Annotated in this window: 17 protein-coding genes; 11 read left to right on the top strand and 6 right to left on the bottom strand. The window is 69.3% G+C overall.

Annotated features, from left to right (window positions below):
• Positions 1 to 102: 102 nt before the first annotated feature.
• Positions 103 to 1,311 carry a lytic transglycosylase domain-containing protein gene (locus tag AC069I_RS17565; protein WP_478226010.1) on the bottom strand — a complete coding sequence of 403 codons (1,209 nt, stop codon included), beginning with the start codon at positions 1,309 to 1,311 and terminating at the stop codon, positions 103 to 105.
• Between the two features lie 249 nt (positions 1,312 to 1,560).
• On the opposite strand from AC069I_RS17565, the gene AC069I_RS17560 reads away from it, so the two are divergent.
• From AC069I_RS17560 to AC069I_RS17550, 3 genes are all read left to right on the top strand, one after another.
• Positions 1,561 to 2,139 (top strand): ArsR/SmtB family transcription factor, encoded by a 579-nt coding sequence (locus AC069I_RS17560; RefSeq protein ID WP_340681560.1) that lies wholly within the window; start codon positions 1,561 to 1,563, stop codon positions 2,137 to 2,139.
• A gap of 95 nt (positions 2,140 to 2,234) precedes the next feature.
• Entirely contained in the window at positions 2,235 to 4,556 is a 2,322-nt protein-coding gene (locus tag AC069I_RS17555) for a penicillin acylase family protein (protein ID WP_478265850.1), read from the top strand.
• On the top strand, positions 4,553 to 5,878 hold the full coding sequence (locus AC069I_RS17550) for an alpha/beta hydrolase family protein (RefSeq protein ID WP_478265849.1): 1,326 nt from the start codon (positions 4,553 to 4,555) through the stop codon (positions 5,876 to 5,878). The genes AC069I_RS17555 and AC069I_RS17550 overlap by 4 nt, the downstream gene beginning before the upstream one ends.
• Positions 5,879 to 5,984: 106 nt before the next feature.
• On the opposite strand, the gene AC069I_RS17545 is transcribed toward AC069I_RS17550, so the two are convergent.
• Positions 5,985 to 6,785: a carbon-nitrogen hydrolase family protein gene (locus AC069I_RS17545; RefSeq protein ID WP_478233435.1), complete on the bottom strand. Its 801-nt coding sequence runs from the start codon at positions 6,783 to 6,785 to the stop codon at positions 5,985 to 5,987.
• Positions 6,786 to 6,888: 103 nt separating this feature from the next.
• Here AC069I_RS17545 and AC069I_RS17540 point away from each other — a divergent pair, with 103 nt between their 5' ends.
• Positions 6,889 to 7,548: a GntR family transcriptional regulator gene (locus tag AC069I_RS17540; protein ID WP_478226015.1), complete on the top strand. Its 660-nt coding sequence runs from the start codon at positions 6,889 to 6,891 to the stop codon at positions 7,546 to 7,548.
• A 5-nt stretch (positions 7,549 to 7,553) separates the two neighbouring features.
• A complete protein-coding gene (locus tag AC069I_RS17535; RefSeq protein ID WP_478233436.1) occupies positions 7,554 to 7,889 on the top strand; it encodes a sporulation protein in 336 nt (111 codons plus the stop codon).
• Here AC069I_RS17535 and AC069I_RS17530 read toward each other — a convergent pair.
• Positions 7,828 to 8,346 carry a TetR/AcrR family transcriptional regulator C-terminal domain-containing protein gene (locus AC069I_RS17530; protein ID WP_478265848.1) on the bottom strand — a complete coding sequence of 173 codons (519 nt, stop codon included), beginning with the start codon at positions 8,344 to 8,346 and terminating at the stop codon, positions 7,828 to 7,830. The two genes, AC069I_RS17535 and AC069I_RS17530, sit on opposite strands and share 62 nt — an antisense overlap.
• Positions 8,347 to 8,458: 112 nt before the next feature.
• On the opposite strand from AC069I_RS17530, the gene ligD reads away from it, so the two are divergent.
• Positions 8,459 to 9,397 (top strand): non-homologous end-joining DNA ligase, encoded by a 939-nt coding sequence (ligD, locus tag AC069I_RS17525; RefSeq protein ID WP_478226018.1) that lies wholly within the window; start codon positions 8,459 to 8,461, stop codon positions 9,395 to 9,397.
• A 44-nt stretch (positions 9,398 to 9,441) separates the two neighbouring features.
• Here the strand turns inward: ligD and AC069I_RS17520 are convergent, their stop codons facing one another.
• From AC069I_RS17520 to AC069I_RS17510, 3 genes are all read right to left on the bottom strand, one after another.
• A complete protein-coding gene (locus tag AC069I_RS17520; RefSeq protein ID WP_478265847.1) occupies positions 9,442 to 11,826 on the bottom strand; it encodes an ATP-binding cassette domain-containing protein in 2,385 nt (794 codons plus the stop codon).
• 98 nt (positions 11,827 to 11,924) lie between these two features.
• Positions 11,925 to 12,488 (bottom strand): RBBP9/YdeN family alpha/beta hydrolase, encoded by a 564-nt coding sequence (locus AC069I_RS17515; protein ID WP_478226020.1) that lies wholly within the window; start codon positions 12,486 to 12,488, stop codon positions 11,925 to 11,927.
• Between the two features lie 12 nt (positions 12,489 to 12,500).
• Complete coding sequence (locus AC069I_RS17510) at positions 12,501 to 13,004, bottom strand: Lrp/AsnC family transcriptional regulator (RefSeq protein ID WP_478226022.1); 504 nt, start codon at positions 13,002 to 13,004, stop codon at positions 12,501 to 12,503.
• Between the two features lie 93 nt (positions 13,005 to 13,097).
• Between AC069I_RS17510 and AC069I_RS17505 the strand changes: the two genes are divergently transcribed.
• The 5 genes from AC069I_RS17505 to AC069I_RS17485 all read left to right on the top strand — a co-directional run bounded on the left by AC069I_RS17505 (position 13,098) and on the right by AC069I_RS17485 (position 17,016).
• Entirely contained in the window at positions 13,098 to 14,282 is a 1,185-nt protein-coding gene (locus AC069I_RS17505; protein WP_478226023.1) for an MFS transporter, read from the top strand.
• Positions 14,283 to 14,420: 138 nt separating this feature from the next.
• Positions 14,421 to 14,609, top strand: coding sequence for a hypothetical protein (locus AC069I_RS17500; RefSeq protein ID WP_125683248.1), 189 nt, complete (start codon positions 14,421 to 14,423; stop codon positions 14,607 to 14,609).
• Between the two features lie 43 nt (positions 14,610 to 14,652).
• The gene (locus AC069I_RS17495) at positions 14,653 to 15,795 is read left to right on the top strand and encodes a type III PLP-dependent enzyme (protein WP_478265846.1); all 1,143 of its coding nucleotides are present in this window, start codon (positions 14,653 to 14,655) and stop codon (positions 15,793 to 15,795) included.
• Complete coding sequence (gene speD / locus AC069I_RS17490; protein WP_340681572.1) at positions 15,785 to 16,156, top strand: adenosylmethionine decarboxylase; 372 nt, start codon at positions 15,785 to 15,787, stop codon at positions 16,154 to 16,156. Before AC069I_RS17495 ends, speD begins: the two co-directional genes overlap by 11 nt.
• Entirely contained in the window at positions 16,156 to 17,016 is an 861-nt protein-coding gene (locus AC069I_RS17485; protein ID WP_478226025.1) for a spermidine synthase, read from the top strand. The genes speD and AC069I_RS17485 overlap by 1 nt, the downstream gene beginning before the upstream one ends.
• Positions 17,017 to 17,058: the final 42 nt, after the last annotated feature.

The following is a 17,058-nucleotide window of genomic DNA, read 5'->3' as shown; positions in this document are numbered from 1 at the left end:
TAGGCAAGGAGGCCTTCACGGACCGGCCCGCGCAAGCTCATCCAGGCGCCAGTAGGTACCTAAGACACGGCTGGCCCTAACCGTCCTTACCACTGACGAGCGTCACGGGGTGGGTGAAGTGGTGGTGCTGGTCGGGCTCGTCTCGCCGGTGTTCCCGGCCGGTGTCGAGGACGGCGCAGCCGAGGACGTGCTGGACGGCGGGGGCGTCGTCGAGGACGGAGGCGTGCTCGAAGGCGGTGTCGACGAAGACGGTGTCGACGAGGGAGGTGTCGACGACGGCGGGGTGCTGGTCGGCTTCGAGGGCGAAGTACTGCTCGGCGGTGTGGTGCTGCTCGGCGGGAGCGACGTACCGGGCTGCGACGTCGGCGGCGGCGTGGTCGTACCGGGCGGGGGAGTGCCGGGCAGGGTCGGCACCGGGACCTCGCCGCCGGGCGTGCCGGCGGCGACGTCCGGAGAGTCGGGAGCGCCGACGGGCACCTGGCTGTCCGGCGTGGTCGCGACGCCGCCGCGGTAGGCGACCGCCCAGCGGATCACGGTGTCCACATAGGACAGTGAGTGGTTGTAGCGGTACACGGCCACGCGCTGGGTCTGTTCCGACGTCAGGTCGACACCGCCGGAGCAGAGGTACCGGCCCGAGGCCAGCGTCGCGTCGTAGATGTTGTTCGGGTTCGACTCGCCGTCGCCGTTGCCGTCGGAGGCGTAGCCCTTCCACGTCGACGGGATGAACTGCGTCGGTCCGACCGCGCGGTCCCACACCGTGTCACCGTCGTACTTGCCGCCGTCGGTGTCGGAGATCGCGGCGAACGGCCCGGCGCCGTTGAGTTGCGGGCCGAGGATCGGTTCGAGGGTGTTGCCCTTGGCGTCGACGTAGCCGCCGCGTGCGTGATTGGACTCGATCCGGCCGATGCTGGCGATCAAAGCCCAGTCGATGTGGCAGCCGGGCAGTTCCTTCGCGAGGATGTCGGCCGCGTTCTTGTACGCCTTCATCATGCTGGCGGGGATGCCGAGCGCGCCCGACGGCGCGAACGCGCCGCCGACGTTGCCGCTGTGGCCGGGGACGGTCAGCGGGTCCGGCGTGGGCGGCTGGGGGAGGCTGCCGTCGACGGCGATCTCCGGGACCGTGCCCGCCGGCGGTTGCCAGGCCGCGGCCTGGTTCTGCGGTGCGGCCGATTTCGGCGCGGCGACCGGGGCGTCCGGGCCTGCCGACGCGGTGACCGCGGGCAGGACGGCGAGCGCCCCGCCGGCGAGCGCGAAGGCCGTCCGGTGCCGGGCGGACAACTTGTCCGTCTGTCGAGGGCGGTGCTTCGGCATGTTCTCTCCCGCAAGGTCGACTCCGGGCAAAACTATCCGATATCACCGAATTTCGGGGACGGCGCAACGAAAAACCCGCGATCCTGTCGAGTTTTCGTCCGCCCGGCACAAGACCTTCGTAGTGAAGTTGTCAATTTCACGCTGAGTTCACCGAATCGTCAGCAGAATCCCCGCTCGCTCCTCGGGGTGACCTGAACCGCGTGCAAAGAGACCTTTGCACAATCTCCTTTGCACGGCTACCTTGGTGCCATGACCGGTCCGCCGCCACCCGAAGAGATCGCCGACGCCGCTGTGCTGAAGGCGGTGATGCACCCGCTGCGCCGCCGGATCATGGAGGCGCTGGGCCGCGGACCCGCGACGGCGACGAAGCTGGCCAAGGAACTGGGGGAGAGCTCGGGCGCGACCAGCTACCACCTGCGGGAACTGGCGAAGTACGACTTCGTCGACGAGGCGCCGGAACTCGCGCACGGCAAGGAGCGCTGGTGGCGTGCCCGGCCGCGCGACATCCGCTGGCCCCGGCACAGCGAGCAGAACGACGAGATGCGCGCCGTGTTCGACGAGGCGCAGCGCGCCGCGTTCACCGAAGACCTCGAACAGCTGGCGCGTTTCCTCGAGCGCCGCGGTGAGCTGGGCGAATGGGGTGACGCGCTGGTCTTCTCACGCGGTTCGGTCTACCTGAACCTCGAAGAGCTCAAGGAGTTCTTCGACGAGTACCTGGACCTGCTGCGCCGCTATTGGCGGCCGGAACCCGGCCCGGACGCGCGGAAGGTGCTCGTGCGCTGGACGGCGTTCCCGGATGCCGATGGGGAGGTGGGCGAAGGGAAGTGAAACCGGTGGGAGAGCGGCCACTCGACCACCGGCATCGCGTCACCACGCCGGACGGCGTGTCTTCACGAACGACTCCACAGACAAGGGGGAGCAGCATGCTGCTCTGGAAGAGAATCGCGGCCGTCTGCGCCGCGGCGAGCCTGCTCGCGGCGGGGACCGCGGCGGCCGCGCAACCGCCGGACGGGGCAACCCGGGCGGACGCCACCATCCGCTACACCGAATACGGCATCCCGCGTATCGTCGCGAACGACTGGGTGAACCTGGGCTTCGGGCAGGGGTTCGCCGCGGCCAAGGACAACATCTGCGCGATCGCGGACGTCGCGGTCACGACTCGGGCCGAGCGTTCCCGCTGGCTGGGGCCGGACGCGCCGCCGACGAGCGGGGTGAGCCAGGCGAGCACGAACCTCGCGAGCGACCTGTACTTCCAAGGTCTGAACGAAAGCGGCGTGATCGAGCGGCTTCTTTCGGCGCCCGCACCGCGCGGGCCGTACCGAGAGGTCCGCGAACTGATCCGCGGCTACGTCGAGGGGGTCAACAAGTACCTCCGCGCCGGTGAGATCACCGACCCGGCTTGCCGGGGCGCCGGCTGGCTGAAGCCGATCACCGAACTCGACGTCTACCGGCACAGCCACGCGGTCGGCATGATCTTCGGACAGGGCGGCGTCGCGGACTCGATCACCGCGTCGCTGCCGGGTGCGCCGCCCGCGGGCGGTGGTGCCGGACAGATGCTCGGGGAGACCGGGATCGGCAGCAACGCGATCGCGATCGGCTCGGCGGCGTCGGCGAACGGACGTGGTGTCTCGCTGGCCAACCCGCACCTGCCGTGGCAGCTGAGCGGGACCAGGCTGTGGCAGTCGCAGGTGACGCTGCCCGGCAAGCTCAACGTCAGCGGAGCCGGTATCCCCGGTATTCCGCTCATGTGGCTGGGACACAACGAAACCGCCGCCTGGAGTGGAACCGCCACCGACACGACGCGGACGTACACGCTGTTCGAGCTGAAGCTCGCGCCCGGCTCGCCGACGACGTATCTGGTCGACGGGAAGCCCGAGCGGATGCGCCGCCACGACGTGAGTGTCCTGTCGCGCAAGGCGGACGGCACTCTGGAGCGGGTCGTACGTCCACAGTGGACGACGCGGTACGGCCCGGTGACGACCCGGCTCGGGCAGCGGGAACTGCCGTGGACGGCGTCGAGCGCGTTCGCCATCGCGGACGCCAACGCCACGAACCTCGGGATGACGAACTCGATGTTCGCGATCGCCCGCGGCCGGACGGCGGGGGAGATGATCGGCGCGGTCCGCGAGACCCAAGGTCTGCCGTGGATGAACATCCTCGCCACCGACGACCGCGGCCGGGTGGAGTTCAGCCAGATCCACGGCGTCCCGCACGTCACCGACGAGAAGGCGGCGCGCTGCAACACGCCACTGGGCAAGGAGCTGTTCGACTCTGACGGCGTCGCGGTGCTCAACGGTGCCAAGACGGCCTGCGCGTGGGGCCGGGATCGCGACGCGCTACGACCTGGCGTCTTCGGCCCGTCCAGCCTGCCGAGCCTGAGCCGGTCCGACTACGTGGCGAACTCGAACGACAGCTACTGGCTGCCCAACCCCTCGGCCGCGACGACCGGTTTCCCCAGGATCGTGGGCCCGGTCCGCTACGAACAGAACATGCGGACCCGTGGCAGCTTCGTCGAGATCGCCGATCAGCTGAAGAAGGGCGGCTTCACGGGGCAGGCGATGCGGGACCTGATGTTCTCGCACCGGGACCACGCCGCCGAACTCGTGCGGGCCGACGTCGTCACGATGTGCCGCACGATGCCGGGAATGGAGGCCGCGTGCGCCGCGCTGGCGGGCTGGGACGGCCGTTCGGACGTGGAGAGCAGGGGCGCTCTGCTGTTCGACCGGTTCTGGTCGGCCGTGGATCGCGTGGGGCCATCGATCTGGAAGGTTCCGTTCGACGTCAAGGACCCGGTCCGCACGCCGAACACCCTCGACACGGGCAACGCGGCGGTCCGCAAGGCGCTTTCCGATGCCGTCGCGGAGTTGCGAGCGGCGAAGATTCCGCTCGACGCGCCGTACGGCGACAACCATTACATCGTCCGTGACGGCCGGAAGATCCCGCTGGGTGGTGGAACCGCGGGCCGCGGCGTCTACGACACCCTGGGCGGACCTTGGGATCCGGCACGCGGCTACACCGAGTTCACGCACGGCGGGACGTACCTGCACGTTGTGGCGTTCGACGGTACGGGCTGCCCGGACACGACGACGCTGCTGACCTACTCGCAGTCCGCGAACCCGGAGTCCGCACACCACAGCGACCAGACGGAGTTGTACTCGCGCAAGCAGTGGGTCACCGAACGGTACTGCGAGAAGGACATCCTCGCGTCGCCGTCGCTGGAGGTCGTCCGGGTGAGCAGGCGATGATCGCCGCGCTGCTCGCGGCCGTCGTGGCGGTCTCGGCACCGGTGCCCGCCGCGGCTCCGGACGGCGAAGTTTCGTTCACCAGCCACGGGGTCACCTTGCGGGGAACGGTGGTCGCGCCGGAGGGCGGCGGTCCGGCGCCGGGCATCGTCATGGTGCACGGATCCGGCGAACACGACAGGGACGACTACCGCGCCGAGGCGGAATCCTTCGCCAAGGCGGGGATCGCGACCCTGATCTACGACAAGCGGACCGAGGGCTATTCGCTGTTCGAACGGGACTACTCGGTCCTGGCCGACGACGCTCTCGCCGCTGTCCAGGCGCTGCGTTCGCGTCCGGGGGTGGATCCGGCCCGCGTCGGCGTGTGGGGACTGAGCGAGGGAGGCTGGGTCGCGCCGCTGGCGGCGTCGAAGTCGAAGGACGTCGCCTTCGTGGTCACCGTCGGTGCCAACGGCGTTTCGCCCGACCGCCAGCAGTCGTGGGCCTTCGAGACCTATCTGCGCCGCGGCGGGGTCACCGGTTCGATGGTGGACATGGTGTCGTCGACGAACATGCGCACCCTCGCGGGCGCCGGCGTGTTCCCTGAGGCCGGATACGACCCTGTTCCGGTGCTGGAGAGGGTGCTGCAGCCGGTGCTCGGCCTGTGGGGCGAGCTGGATCGGCTCACCCCGCCCGGCGAGGCCGTCCGGATCTTCCGGGAAACGCTGGACAGGGCCGGGAACCGGCAGTACACGCTGAAGGTGTTCCCGCAAGCGCAGCACGGGCTCCGGCGGACCACCGATGGTTTCGACAAGCTCGACGGGTTCGCTCCCGGCTACCTCGACCTCGTCGCGAACTGGGTGAACGGAGCGAAGGGCGGGCCGTCGGCAGACCCGCCTCCGGTCCAGGCGAGCCAAAGTGCGGCACTGGCGCCGCTCGCCTGGTACGAGGCGCCGTGGGTGCAGATCGGGGTCTGGGCGCTGGCTTTGCTGGCGTTCGCGGCCTACCCGGTGACAGCGTTGTTCCGCCGTCGTAAGGAGGTTCCGCTCGGCAGGCCCGCGCGTTGGCTGGCGTCGGCCGGCCTGCTCGGCACGGTGGGATTTCTCGTCTACTACGTCGTGCTGACGATCGGGGCGGCGATGGCGCCGGGCCCGGTCCTTTTCGGACGGACATTGCCGTGGCTCGCGTTGCAGCTGATCGCGGTCGGGGTCGTCGTCGCCGGAGCGGTGACCGCGGTTTCGTGGTGGCGGAAGAAGGAAGGCGCGGGAGTGCGCGTCGGCCTGCTGCTGGCCGGGACCGTGCTGTTCGTCCCCTGGGCCGTCCACTGGGGACTTTTGGTGCCGTGAAATGAGCCTGGGTGCCGGGCGGCCACCCGGCACCCAGGCGAACGGAAGCCGCGTCACCACGCCCGAGGGCGTGTCTTCACGAACGGACCTCCGGGTCAGAAGATACTCAGGACTTCGGGGTGACGGCGAACCGGCGCAGTTCCAGCGCCGGGTTCTTGGCACGTACCTCGGAGATCCGCTCGGCGGAGACCTCGCCGCTCGCGGTCCCCGTGCGCTCGCCGAGCGAGGCGACGACGACGCCCATCGGGTCGACGATCATGCTGTGTCCCGAACCCGCGGGCGCGGCCTGCCCCGCCGCGACGAGGTAGATCGTGTTCTCGATCGCCCTGGCCCGGACCAGGGTGGTCCAGTGGTCCTCCTTGAGCGGACCGGGCATCCACTCCGCGGGCAGCAGCACCGCGTCCGCGCCCGCGTCGACCAGGCGGCGGGTGACCTCCGGGAACCTCAGGTCATAGCAGGTCTGAAGACCGAAGGTGATGCCGTCGACCTCGAACGTCTCCGGGGCCTCGATGTCGCCGGGCCGGACCAGTTCCGATTCGCGGAAACCGAAGGCGTCGTACAGGTGCAGCTTGCGGTAGAGCGCGACGATCGCGCCGTCGGGGCCGGCCGCCACCAGCGTGTTCGAGATCCGCTCGCCGCCGGGGAGTGCTTCGTTGATGCCCGCGACGACGGTGATTTGCCGGTCCTTCGCGAGGCCGCGCAGCTCGGTGACGAAGGGCCCGTCGAGTTCTTCGGCCGAGGTCACGAATTCCCGGCTCATCGTCGGTACGGTGAACAGCGAGTACTCGGGCAGCGCGACCACCCGCGCACCGCGGTCGGCCGCTTCGCCGACGAGGGAGGCGACTCGGGCGAGGTTGGCCTGTTTGTCGTTGCCGGGCGCGAACTGCGCCACCGCGACGTGCACCATGGGACCCCTTCCAATCAGTGGAACTCTTGTATACATGATGGATACTTGAGTGGTCCAGGTGTAGGCTCTGTCGCGGAAAGTAAGGGAATAGAGGGGGAACGAGATGACTGTGACCGCCGAAGGGGGCGGCCCGGCGCGCGAGCGGGTCTACACGTGGCTGCGCGACGGAATCATCTCGGGCGAGCTGGAGGGCGGCCGCTTCCTCGACGAAATGTGGGTTTCCGGCGTCGTCGGCGTCTCCAGGACCCCGGTGCGCGAGGCGTTCCACCGCCTGGCCGCCGAGCGGTTCATCAGCCTCCTGCCCCGCAAGGGCGCCCAGGTGCGCACGGTCACCGCCAGGGAACTGGAAGAGGTCTACCAGAGCAGGCGGCTGATCGAAGGGCACGCCATCGCGGCGCTCTGCGCGAACTCGGCGGGGGCCCCCGCCGAACTGCCGGAACTCATCGAAGCGATGGCGAGCTCCGGCGCCGAACGTGACTGGTTCGCCGTTTCGGGTTTCGACCGCCGGTTCCACCGCGCCATCGTGAACGCCGCGGGCAACACCGTCCTGACCGAGCTGTACGACACGCTCCGTTCACGGCAGCAGCGGGTCACGGTTCGCGCGCTGGAGGCACGCCCGGAACGGCTGACGGTGATCAACGAGGAGCACCGGGCCCTGGTCGCCGCCCTGAACGCCCATGACGTCAAAGAGGCGTCGCGGCTGCTGGAGGAGCATCTGCGCCCGGTGTCCGAAGTGATGTCGGCGCTGCCACAGGAAGGCTGACCTCGATGGGACTCGAAAAGGTCGTCGGCGTCATGCGCGACAACCTCACCGTCCGGCGTGTCTACGGCGAGCCCGTCGAGAAGGACGGCGTCGTGGTCATCCCGGCCGCGAGCGTGATCGGCGGCGGAGGCGGTGGGCACGGAGCCGAACAAGACAAGGAAGGCGAGGGCGGCGGTTTCATCCTCGCCGCGCGACCCGTCGGGGCCTACGTGCTCAAAGGCGGCGAGGTGCGCTGGGTCCCCGCGGTGGACGTGACCTTTCTCGGAGCGGTGTTCGCGGTCATGGTCGCCGCGATCCACCGGCGCCGGCTATCCCGGCGAGGATCAGATCGAGCCCGGTGAGGAACTGCATCCGGTCGTCGTGATCGCGGGCCTCGGCGGCGACTGTCCGGAGGAAGGGGAATTCGCCCGGATCGAGGTCTTCCCACGCGTCCGCCGCGGCGTGGAGGAATTCGGTACGGTCCACCCCGGGCCCGAGCACCCGGGCGTTCGCGGCGTGCTGGCCCGCGGCGCCGAAGATGTAGTGCACCAGCGCCGAGGTCGCCGTGAACCAGGTGTTTTCGGGGACGCCGAGCGCGCCGACCCGCTGTCCGATGCTTTCGAAGATCCGCGGCGTCACGGAGCCCCGAGGGCTACGGGAGAGTAGCGGGGAAAGCCAGGGGTGCCGGTCGACCGCGTCGAACAGGCCGAGCGCGAGGGCGCGGATCTCGCGCAGGGGTGAGCCCGTTGCTTCGACGGCCGGCGCATCAGCGATGACGGACGTGGTCGCGGCGTCGAGCAGCGCGCCCTTGTTCGGCACATGCCAGGAGATCGCGCCAGGGCCGGTGGCAGTGCCTCCGCGCGTGTCCGTGGTGCCATGTCGTTCATCCTGGCAGAGCGCGGATAGGCGGCTTTCGGGTTAGTTTCCCTGTATGGCGAAAAGCTCGGCGGTGGAGATCGAGGTCGGCGACCGGACGGTGCGTGTCTCGAATCCGGATCGTGTCTACTTCCCGGCACGCGGCGAGACCAAGCTCGACCTCGTCCGGTACTACCTCGCCGTCGGCGACGGGATCGTGCGGGCACTGCGGGAACGGCCGTGCATGCTGCATCGGTTCCCGTCCGGCGTTTCGGGGGAGAAGGTCCATCAGAAGCGGGTGCCGAACGGTGCTCCCGACTGGTTGCAGACCGTCCGCGTCGACTTCCCCTCCGGCAGGCACGCCTACGAACTGTGCGTCACCCATCCCGCGGACGTGATCTGGGCGGTGCAGATGTCGACCGTCGAGTTCCACCCGTGGAACTCCCGCCGCGCCGACACCGAACGACCCGACGAATGGCGGATCGACCTCGACCCGATGCCCGGCTGCCCGTTCTCTACCGTGCGGAAGGTCGCCCACACGGTCCGGGAGATCCTGGACGAGCTCGGGATCACCGGCTGGCCGAAGACCTCCGGCGGGCACGGCCTGCACGTCTACGTCCGGATCGAACCACGCTGGGGTTTCCAGGAGGTCCGCCGGGCGGCGCTCGCGTTCGCGCACGAGGTCGAGCGGCGGATGCCCGACGAGGTCACCACCACCTGGTGGCGCAAGGACCGCGACCCGTCGAAGCTGTTCGTGGACTACAACCAGAACGCGCGCGACCACACCATCGCGAGCGCGTATTCGGTTCGTGGCGTGCCCGAAGCCGTCGTCTCGACCCCGATCCGGTGGGACGAGATCGACGACGTCGAACCGCGCGAGTTCACCATCGCCACCGTGCCCGCGCGCTTCGCCGAACTCGGCGACCTGCACGCGGGCATCGACGACACGGCGTACTCGCTCGACACCCTGCTCGAGTGGGCGGACCGCGAAGGCCTCGACGCCGACGGCGAGTGACCCCCTCTCGCATTTAGAGGACTAAATGCGAGAGGGGCAGAGGGTCACTTGCCGACGTAGGCCGCCAGGTGTTCGCCGGTGAGCGTCGAAGCACTCGCGACGAGGTCGGACGGCGTGCCCTCGAAGACGATCCTGCCGCCGTCGTGGCCGGCGCCCGGGCCGAGGTCGATGATCCAGTCGGCGTGCGCCATGACCGCCTGGTGGTGCTCGATCACGATCACGGACTTGCCCGCGTCGACGAGCCGGTCCAGCAGGCCGAGCAGGTTCTCGACGTCGGCGAGGTGCAGACCGGTGGTCGGCTCGTCGAGGACGTAGACGCCACCCTTGTCACCCATGTGCGTCGCGAGCTTCAGCCGCTGCCGTTCACCGCCGGAAAGCGTGGTGAGCGGCTGGCCGAGGCTGAGGTAGCCGAGCCCGACGTCGTCGAGCCTGCTGAGGATCGCGTGCGCGGCCGGGATGCGCCCGTCGCCCTCACCGAAGAACTTCACGGCCTCGGAGACCGGCATTTCGAGCGCTTCGCTGATGTTCTTGCCGCCGAAGGTGTACTCCAGCACCGACGCCTGGAACCGCTTGCCGTCGCATTCCTCGCAGGTCGTCGCGGTGCCCGCCATGATGCCGAGGTCGGTGTAGATGACGCCCGCGCCGTTGCAGTTCGGGCAGGCACCTTCGGAGTTGGCGCTGAACAGCGCCGGCTTCACCCCGTTGGCCTTGGCGAAGGCCTTGCGGATCGGTTCGAGCAGGCCGGTGTAGGTGGCCGGATTGCTCCGCCGCGAGCCGCGGATGGGGGTCTGGTCGACCGAGACCACGCCCTCGGCGGCGGGGATGGAGCCGTGGATCAGCGAACTCTTGCCGGAACCCGCGACACCGGTGACCACGCAGAGGACACCGAGCGGGACGTCGACGTCCACGTTCCGGAGGTTGTGGCGGTCCGCGCCGCGGATCTCCAGTTTGCCGGTCGGCTTGCGGACGCTGTCCTTGAGCGACGCCCGGTCGTCGAGGTGCCTGCCGGTGATGGTGTCGCTGGCGCGCAGGCCTTCGACGGTGCCCTCGAAGCAGATCGTCCCGCCCGCGGTACCCGCGCCGGGCCCGAGGTCGACGACGTGGTCGGCGATGGCGATGGTCTCCGGCTTGTGCTCGACGACCAGCACCGTGTTGCCCTTGTCTCGCAACTGCTGGAGCAGGTTGTTCATCCGCTGGATGTCGTGCGGGTGCAGACCGATGGTGGGCTCGTCGAAGACGTAGGTGACGTCGGTGAGCGAGGAGCCGAGGTGCCGGATCATCTTCGTGCGCTGCGCCTCGCCACCCGAAAGCGTGCCGGACGGCCGGTCGAGGGAGAGGTAGCCGAGGCCGATGTCGACGAAGGAGTCGAGGGTGTGCTGGAGCTTCTCCAGCAGCGGCGCCACCGACGGCTCCTTGAGCCCGCGGACCCAGTCGGCGAGGTCGCTGATCTGCATCTCGCAGGCGTCGGCGATGTTGATCCGCTTGATCTTCGACGATCGCGCGAGCTCGCTGAGCCTGCTTCCGTCGCATTCGGGGCAGGTGGCGAAGGTGACCGCCCGGTCGACGAACGCGCGGATATGCGGCTGCATCGCCTCGCGGTCCTTGGACAGGAACGACTTCTGGATCGTGGGAATCAGTCCCGAGTAGGTCAGGTTGATGCCCTCGATCTTGAGCTTGACCGGCTCCTTGTAGAGCAGGTCGTTCATCTGCCGCTTGGTGTACTTCTTGATCGGCTTGTCGGGGTCGAAGAAACCGCAGCCGCGCAGGATGCGGCCGTACCAGCCGTCCATGGAGAAGCCGGGGATCGTCAGCGCGCCCTCGTTGAGGGACTTCGTGTCGTCGTACAGCGCGGTGAGGTCGATGTCGTTGACCTGCCCCCGGCCTTCGCAGCGGGCGCACATGCCGCCGGTGATGCTGAACTCGCGGCGTTCCTTCGTGGTCCGCCCGCCCTTCTCGACGGTCACCGCGCCCGCGCCGGAGATCGACGCGACGTTGAAGGAGAACGCCTGCGGCGAGCCGATATGCGGTTTTCCGAGCCGGCTGAAGAGGATGCGCAGCATGGCGTGGGCGTCGGTGGCGGTGCCGACCGTGGAGCGCGGGTCGGAGCCCATCCGCTGCTGGTCGACGATGATCGCGGTGGTCAGGCCGTCGAGCACGTCGACCTCGGGCCGGGCCAGCGTCGGCATGAAGCCCTGCACGAAGGTGCTGTACGTCTCGTTGATCAGCCGCTGCGACTCGGCCGCGATCGTGTCGAAGACCAGGGAGCTCTTGCCCGAACCGGAAACCCCGGTGAACACCGTCAGCCGTCGCTTCGGCAGCTCGACGGCGACGTTCTTGAGGTTGTTCTCACTCGCGCCCAGCACGCGGATCAGGTCGTGGCTGTCGGCGGGATGTTGCTCGGGCGGCTGCGGCCTGGTGGTCTTGCGCATCTTCTCTCCATCCTCATGTGGGCCGCGTGTACGTTCCGTCAGCCTCACCGGGCTCGATCTAACCAGCTTCGAGCTGTTCGTCCTCGACGATGATCACGCTAGGTGAGTTCGGGCGCATTGTGCTTCTCGATTCCTGATCCGTCTTCCCGAAGCAGGGCCGCGAGGAGCTTCTCTCCCTCGGGCCACGGCCCGTGCGCTCCGGTGAGGTGCCCGACGAGGCCGATGTCGGCGAACTCGGCACCCCAGCTTCCGGCGAAGGACCGCGCGCGGGCCGGGGTCATCCAGCGGTCGTTCGCGCTCGCGGCGACGACGGCCGGGAACGGGAGCCGCAGGCGGGGGATCGGGCCGAACCCGGCCAGCGCGGGCTCGGGGTTCTCCTCGACGTCGGGAGGGGTGACGAACAGGGCGCCGCGCACAGGGCGGTCACCCCCTGCGGCGAGCCAGTGCAGCACGGTCAGGCAGCCGAGGCTGTGCGCCACCAGCACCGGCGGGGTGGTCGTTTCCGCGAGCGCCTCGTCGAGCCTGGCGACCCAGGCCTCGCGAACCGGCGAGTGCCAGTCGTCCTGCTCGAACCGCCTCGACCCCGGATAACGGTCACACCAGACCGACTGCCAGTCCCCGGGCTCGGGGCCGAACCAGCCGTCCACGAACAGAAGTGCCATGGGCGTCAGTATTCAGACGCTCCAGCCCTCGCTCTTCGTCGCCTTCAGGTAGTCCTCGACCGGCGGGCCGACCGGCCTGCCCTCGTACTGGGTCGACAGCACCACCGACGACCGGATCTCGCCGTGTTCGCCCAGCCGTTCGAAGAGGCCTTCGAGGTGTTCGAGCGAAACGACCCGCACCTTCAGCATGGTGCAGCGGTCGCCGCTGAGCCGATGCAGCTCGACCACCTCGGGGTAGTCCTCGGACTTGCTGGTGCGCAGGAGGCAGCTGCCGAGCGAGCAGCGCATCTCGACGAACGCCTGGAGGCCGTACCCGGCGCGGCGGGCGTCGACCTGGGCGCGGTACCCGGTGATGACGCCCGCCTCCTCCAGCCGCCGGACCCGTTCGGCGACGGCCGGGGCGGAGAGGTTCACGCGGCGGCCGAGTTCCTTGAACGAGAGCCGCCCGTCGCTCTGGAGCGTTTCGAGGAGCCGCCAGTCGAGGTCGTCCAGCGCCCTTTCCGATCGTAAGGTCATCGCGCCCGGATTCCTTCCATGATGCGCCTCGCACCCCCGCGAGGCCTTCGTCAGCCTATTCGCCGGAGCGCCCGGAATCCCTAGGTTTGAATCATGAAACCGATGTTCGCGCTCTTCATGGGCGTCGCCTGTCTCAGTACCGCGGTCGTCGGCCTGTCCACCACGGCGGCGCTGATCGTGGTCGAGCACGCCGGCGCAGCGTGGAGCGGACTGCCGAACGCCGTGCTGGTACTCGGTTCCGCGGCGGGTTCGCTGTGGTCGGGGGCACTGGCCGCCCGCTACGGCAGGAGGCTCGTCCTGGTGCTGATGTACGGCGCCGCGGTGGCGGGCGCGCTGATCTCGTTCGCCGGTGTGCTCGGCGGATCCGTGCTCGCGCTGGTGGCGGGGATGCCCTTGATCGGCTTCGGCAACAGCGGCGCGCAGCTGTCCCGGTACACGGCCGCCGACCTGTCGCCCGAGCACCGCAAGGGGTTCGCACTGTCCACAATGGTCTGGGCGGGCACGGTCGGCGCGGTAGCCGGGCCCGCACTGATCGCACCGGCCGCGGCGAGGGCGGAAGCCGCCGACCTGCCCGCCCTGTCCGGCCCGATCGCGGCAGGGGCGATCGTCGTGGCCATCGCCGTGGTCGCCGTCGCCACCCTGCCGCGTGGCCTCGCCGCCCCGGCGGAGGGGGTGCCGAGGAGGGAGCGGATGTCCGTGCGGAACCCGGTGATCCTCGGGCCGCTCGTGGCGATGGTCGGCGCGCAACTGGCCATGGTGGCGGTGATGACGATGACGCCGGTCCAATTGCACCAGCACGGTCAGGGACTGGACGTCGTCGGCTGGGTGCTGAGCGCCCATCTGGTCGGGATGTTCGCGCTGGCACCGCTGTCCGGCTGGATCACCGACCGCTGGGGCGGCCGCGCGGCGATCTTCGGCGGGATCGGCACGCTCACCGTCGCGGCGGTCACCGCGATCGGCGCCCCGGATTCGCATCACGTGGGAATCCCGGTCGCGATGTTCCTGCTGGGCTACGGCTGGAACCTGGTGTTCGTCGGCGGCAGCAGCATGCTCAGCCGCGATCTCCCGCCCGCTCAGCGGACGAGGGCGCAAGGCACCGTCGACGCCTTCGTCTGGGGGACCTCGGCCGCGGCGAGCCTGCTCGCCGGGCAGCTGTTCGGCCTGGGCGGATACGTTCTGGTCGCCGTCGCGGGCGGACTGTGCGCTCTCGTCCCGCTCGCGGTGATCGGCCGACGGGCGGCCGCGCCGGAACCCGTTGAAAAAGCCGGGCTCCGCTGATCTGCGAAACCCGGGGCCTGCCGTCATACTGCTCCACTCCGACACGAACGAACCCGTGATGACGCAGATCACGTGGGTGACCGATTCGGAGGGTCCTAGGGTGAAAGCAGACAAGATGCGGGAGATCGGGGGTGCACGATGAGCGAGTTCGCGGTGAATCTGCGGGACCGGGTACGGCAGGCGAGGGAAGACGTCCAGATCGCCAAGCAGGCCTCGGACGAGGACAGGGCCTCGGCCGTCGGCGCCGATCTGGCCAACCTGGAGCGACTGGCCGCCGAGCACGGCGTGGAGCTGCCGGAGCAGTCTTCGGGTGACGTCCGGGCGTGACCCGGGTTCGGAGCCGATGATCGGGCTTTGACACCCTGGGCGTGTGACCGCAAGCCTGAACCGGATCCGCGCCTTCCTGGCTGACCGCGAGCCGCCGACACCGTGCCTGGTCGTCGACACCGACCTGGTCGCGGAGCGTGCGGCCGCGGTCTCGGCGGCTTTCCCGGACGCGCTGATCCGCTACGCGGTCAAGGCGAATCCGGCTCCCGAGGTACTCGACGCCGTGGCGTCGACCGGCGCGGGCTTCGACGTGGCGGGCACGGCGGAGATCGAGCTGTGCCTGTCCCGGGGCGCGCGGGCGGCGGACCTGGCCTACGGCAACACGATCAAGAAACCGGCGGACATCGCCTTCGCTCACGAGCGCGGGGTCCGTGAACTCACCACGGATTCCGCCGGTGATCTGGCGAACCTTGCCGAGCACGCGCCCGGTTCGCTGGTCTCGGTCCGCCTCCTGACCGGCGGCCCGGACTCGGTCACGCCGTTCGGCCACAAGTTCGGGTGCGAGCCCGCGGTGGCCGCGGTCTTGCTCCGCCAGGCCGCGGAAGCCGGACTGCGGCCGGGGATCGCGTTCCACGTCGGCTCGCAGCAGCCGGATCCGGCCGCCTGGGAGATCGGGATCGCGACCGCGGCCAAGGTCGCCGCCGACGCGGGCGTCGTACTGGAGCGGCTCAACATCGGCGGCGGGTTCGCCACCGAGCATCGGGAACCCGTGCCGTCGCTGACGGACTACGCCGCGGTGATCCACGCCGCACGCCGGGAGCATCTGCCGGAGCCGGAGTTGCTGCTGGAACCCGGTCGCGTGATCGTCGGCGACGCCGGGCTCATCAGGACCGAGGTCGTCCTGGTGACGACTCGCGCCGCCGCCGACGAACGCCGCTGGGTCTACCTCGACGTCGGCAGGTACAACGGAATGGCGGAGTGCGAGAACGAAGCCGTCGCGTATCGGCTGGAGGCCGTCGGCGTCAAGGGACCGCAAGGACCGGTGGTCCTCGCCGGGCCGACCTGCGATGGTGACGACGTGCTCTACCAGCGGACGCCATGCGCCCTGCCGATGTCGTTGAAGGCCGGCGACCGGCTGGACATCCCGGGCACCGGGGCGTACACCGCCAGCTATTCGTCCGTCGCGTTCAACGGAATCGAGCCGTTGCGTACCTATTGTGTGGGGAGGTTCGCCGATGCCGGGTGAAGTACCACTCGTCGGCCGGTTCGCCGGCCGCCACGTACTCGCGGAGTTCGAGGGGATCGAGCCGTCGTTGCTCGACGATGCCGTGCTCCTCAAGAAGACGCTCGCCGAAGCGGTGACCGAGGCGGGCGCGACGGTCTGCGAAGTCGTGTCGCATTCCTTCGCCCCGCAAGGGGTCACCGTGCTCGCGCTGCTGGCGGAATCGCACGCGTCGGTGCACACCTATCCGGAGATCGGCTCGGTGTTCGTGGACGTGTTCACCTGCGGGGACCGGGCGGATCCGGAACGCGCGGTCACACTGCTGGCGAAGATGCTGGGCGCCGGTACCGTCCGGATGTCCACCGTGGAACGAGGAGAGAACTGATGGCGCAGCGAGTGATCGTCGAGCCGATGGGCGCGGGGCTCACCCGGAACTGGGACGTCGAGGAGGTCCTGTTCGAGGGCCGCACCGCGTTCCAGAACGTCCTCATCGGACGCACCGCGCAAGGGATCTCGTTGTTCTGCGACGACGAAAGGCAGAGCACCGAACTGAGTCAGCTCGTATACCACGAGGCGCTGATGATCCCCTCGCTGCTGCTCGCAGAACGCGTCGAGCGGGTACTGATCATCGGGTCCAGCGAAGGGGTCGCCTCCGAACTCGCGGTCGCCGCGGGCGCAGAGGTGGTCGATCACGTCGACATCGACGCCGAAGCGGTGCGGGCCTGCGCCGAGCATCTTCCCTACGGCTACACGCTCGACGATCTGGCCCGTGCCGAGCGCGGGGAGGGGAAGATCCGGATCCACTACCGCGACGGCTGGGAGTTCCTCGCCGACGCGCGCGAGCGCGGGGATTCCTACGACGTGGTCGTGATCGACCTGCCGGACGAGAACGACGATCCGGAGGCGCAGCACAACCGGTTGTACGGTGCCGACTTCCTCGCCCGGTGCACGGCGTTGCTCACCGACGGCGGAGTGGTCGGGTGTCAGGCGGGTTGCCCGACGTTGTGGCGCAACCAGACGTTGAGCACGTCGTGGCGCCGGTTCAGCGAGTCTTTCGGTACCGTTCTCTACTACGGTTCGGACGAGCACGAGTGGGCGTTCCTGAGCGGCAGGGCCGACGCGCTCGAAGAGCCCGGCGCGCTCGTCGCGGAAAAGCTCGGCAAGGCGGGCATCGGGGAGTCCACTTTGGACGAAGAGGCGTTGAGGGCGAATACAAAGCCGCCGTTTTCCCTGCGGCGGTACTGAGAACCCCGCCCGTCGTTATCCAGCCGAGATCAACGGTCGTCG

The organism is Amycolatopsis sp. NPDC043885 (assembly GCF_056435685.1).
This window is presented reverse-complemented; position numbering and strand designations above follow the sequence as displayed.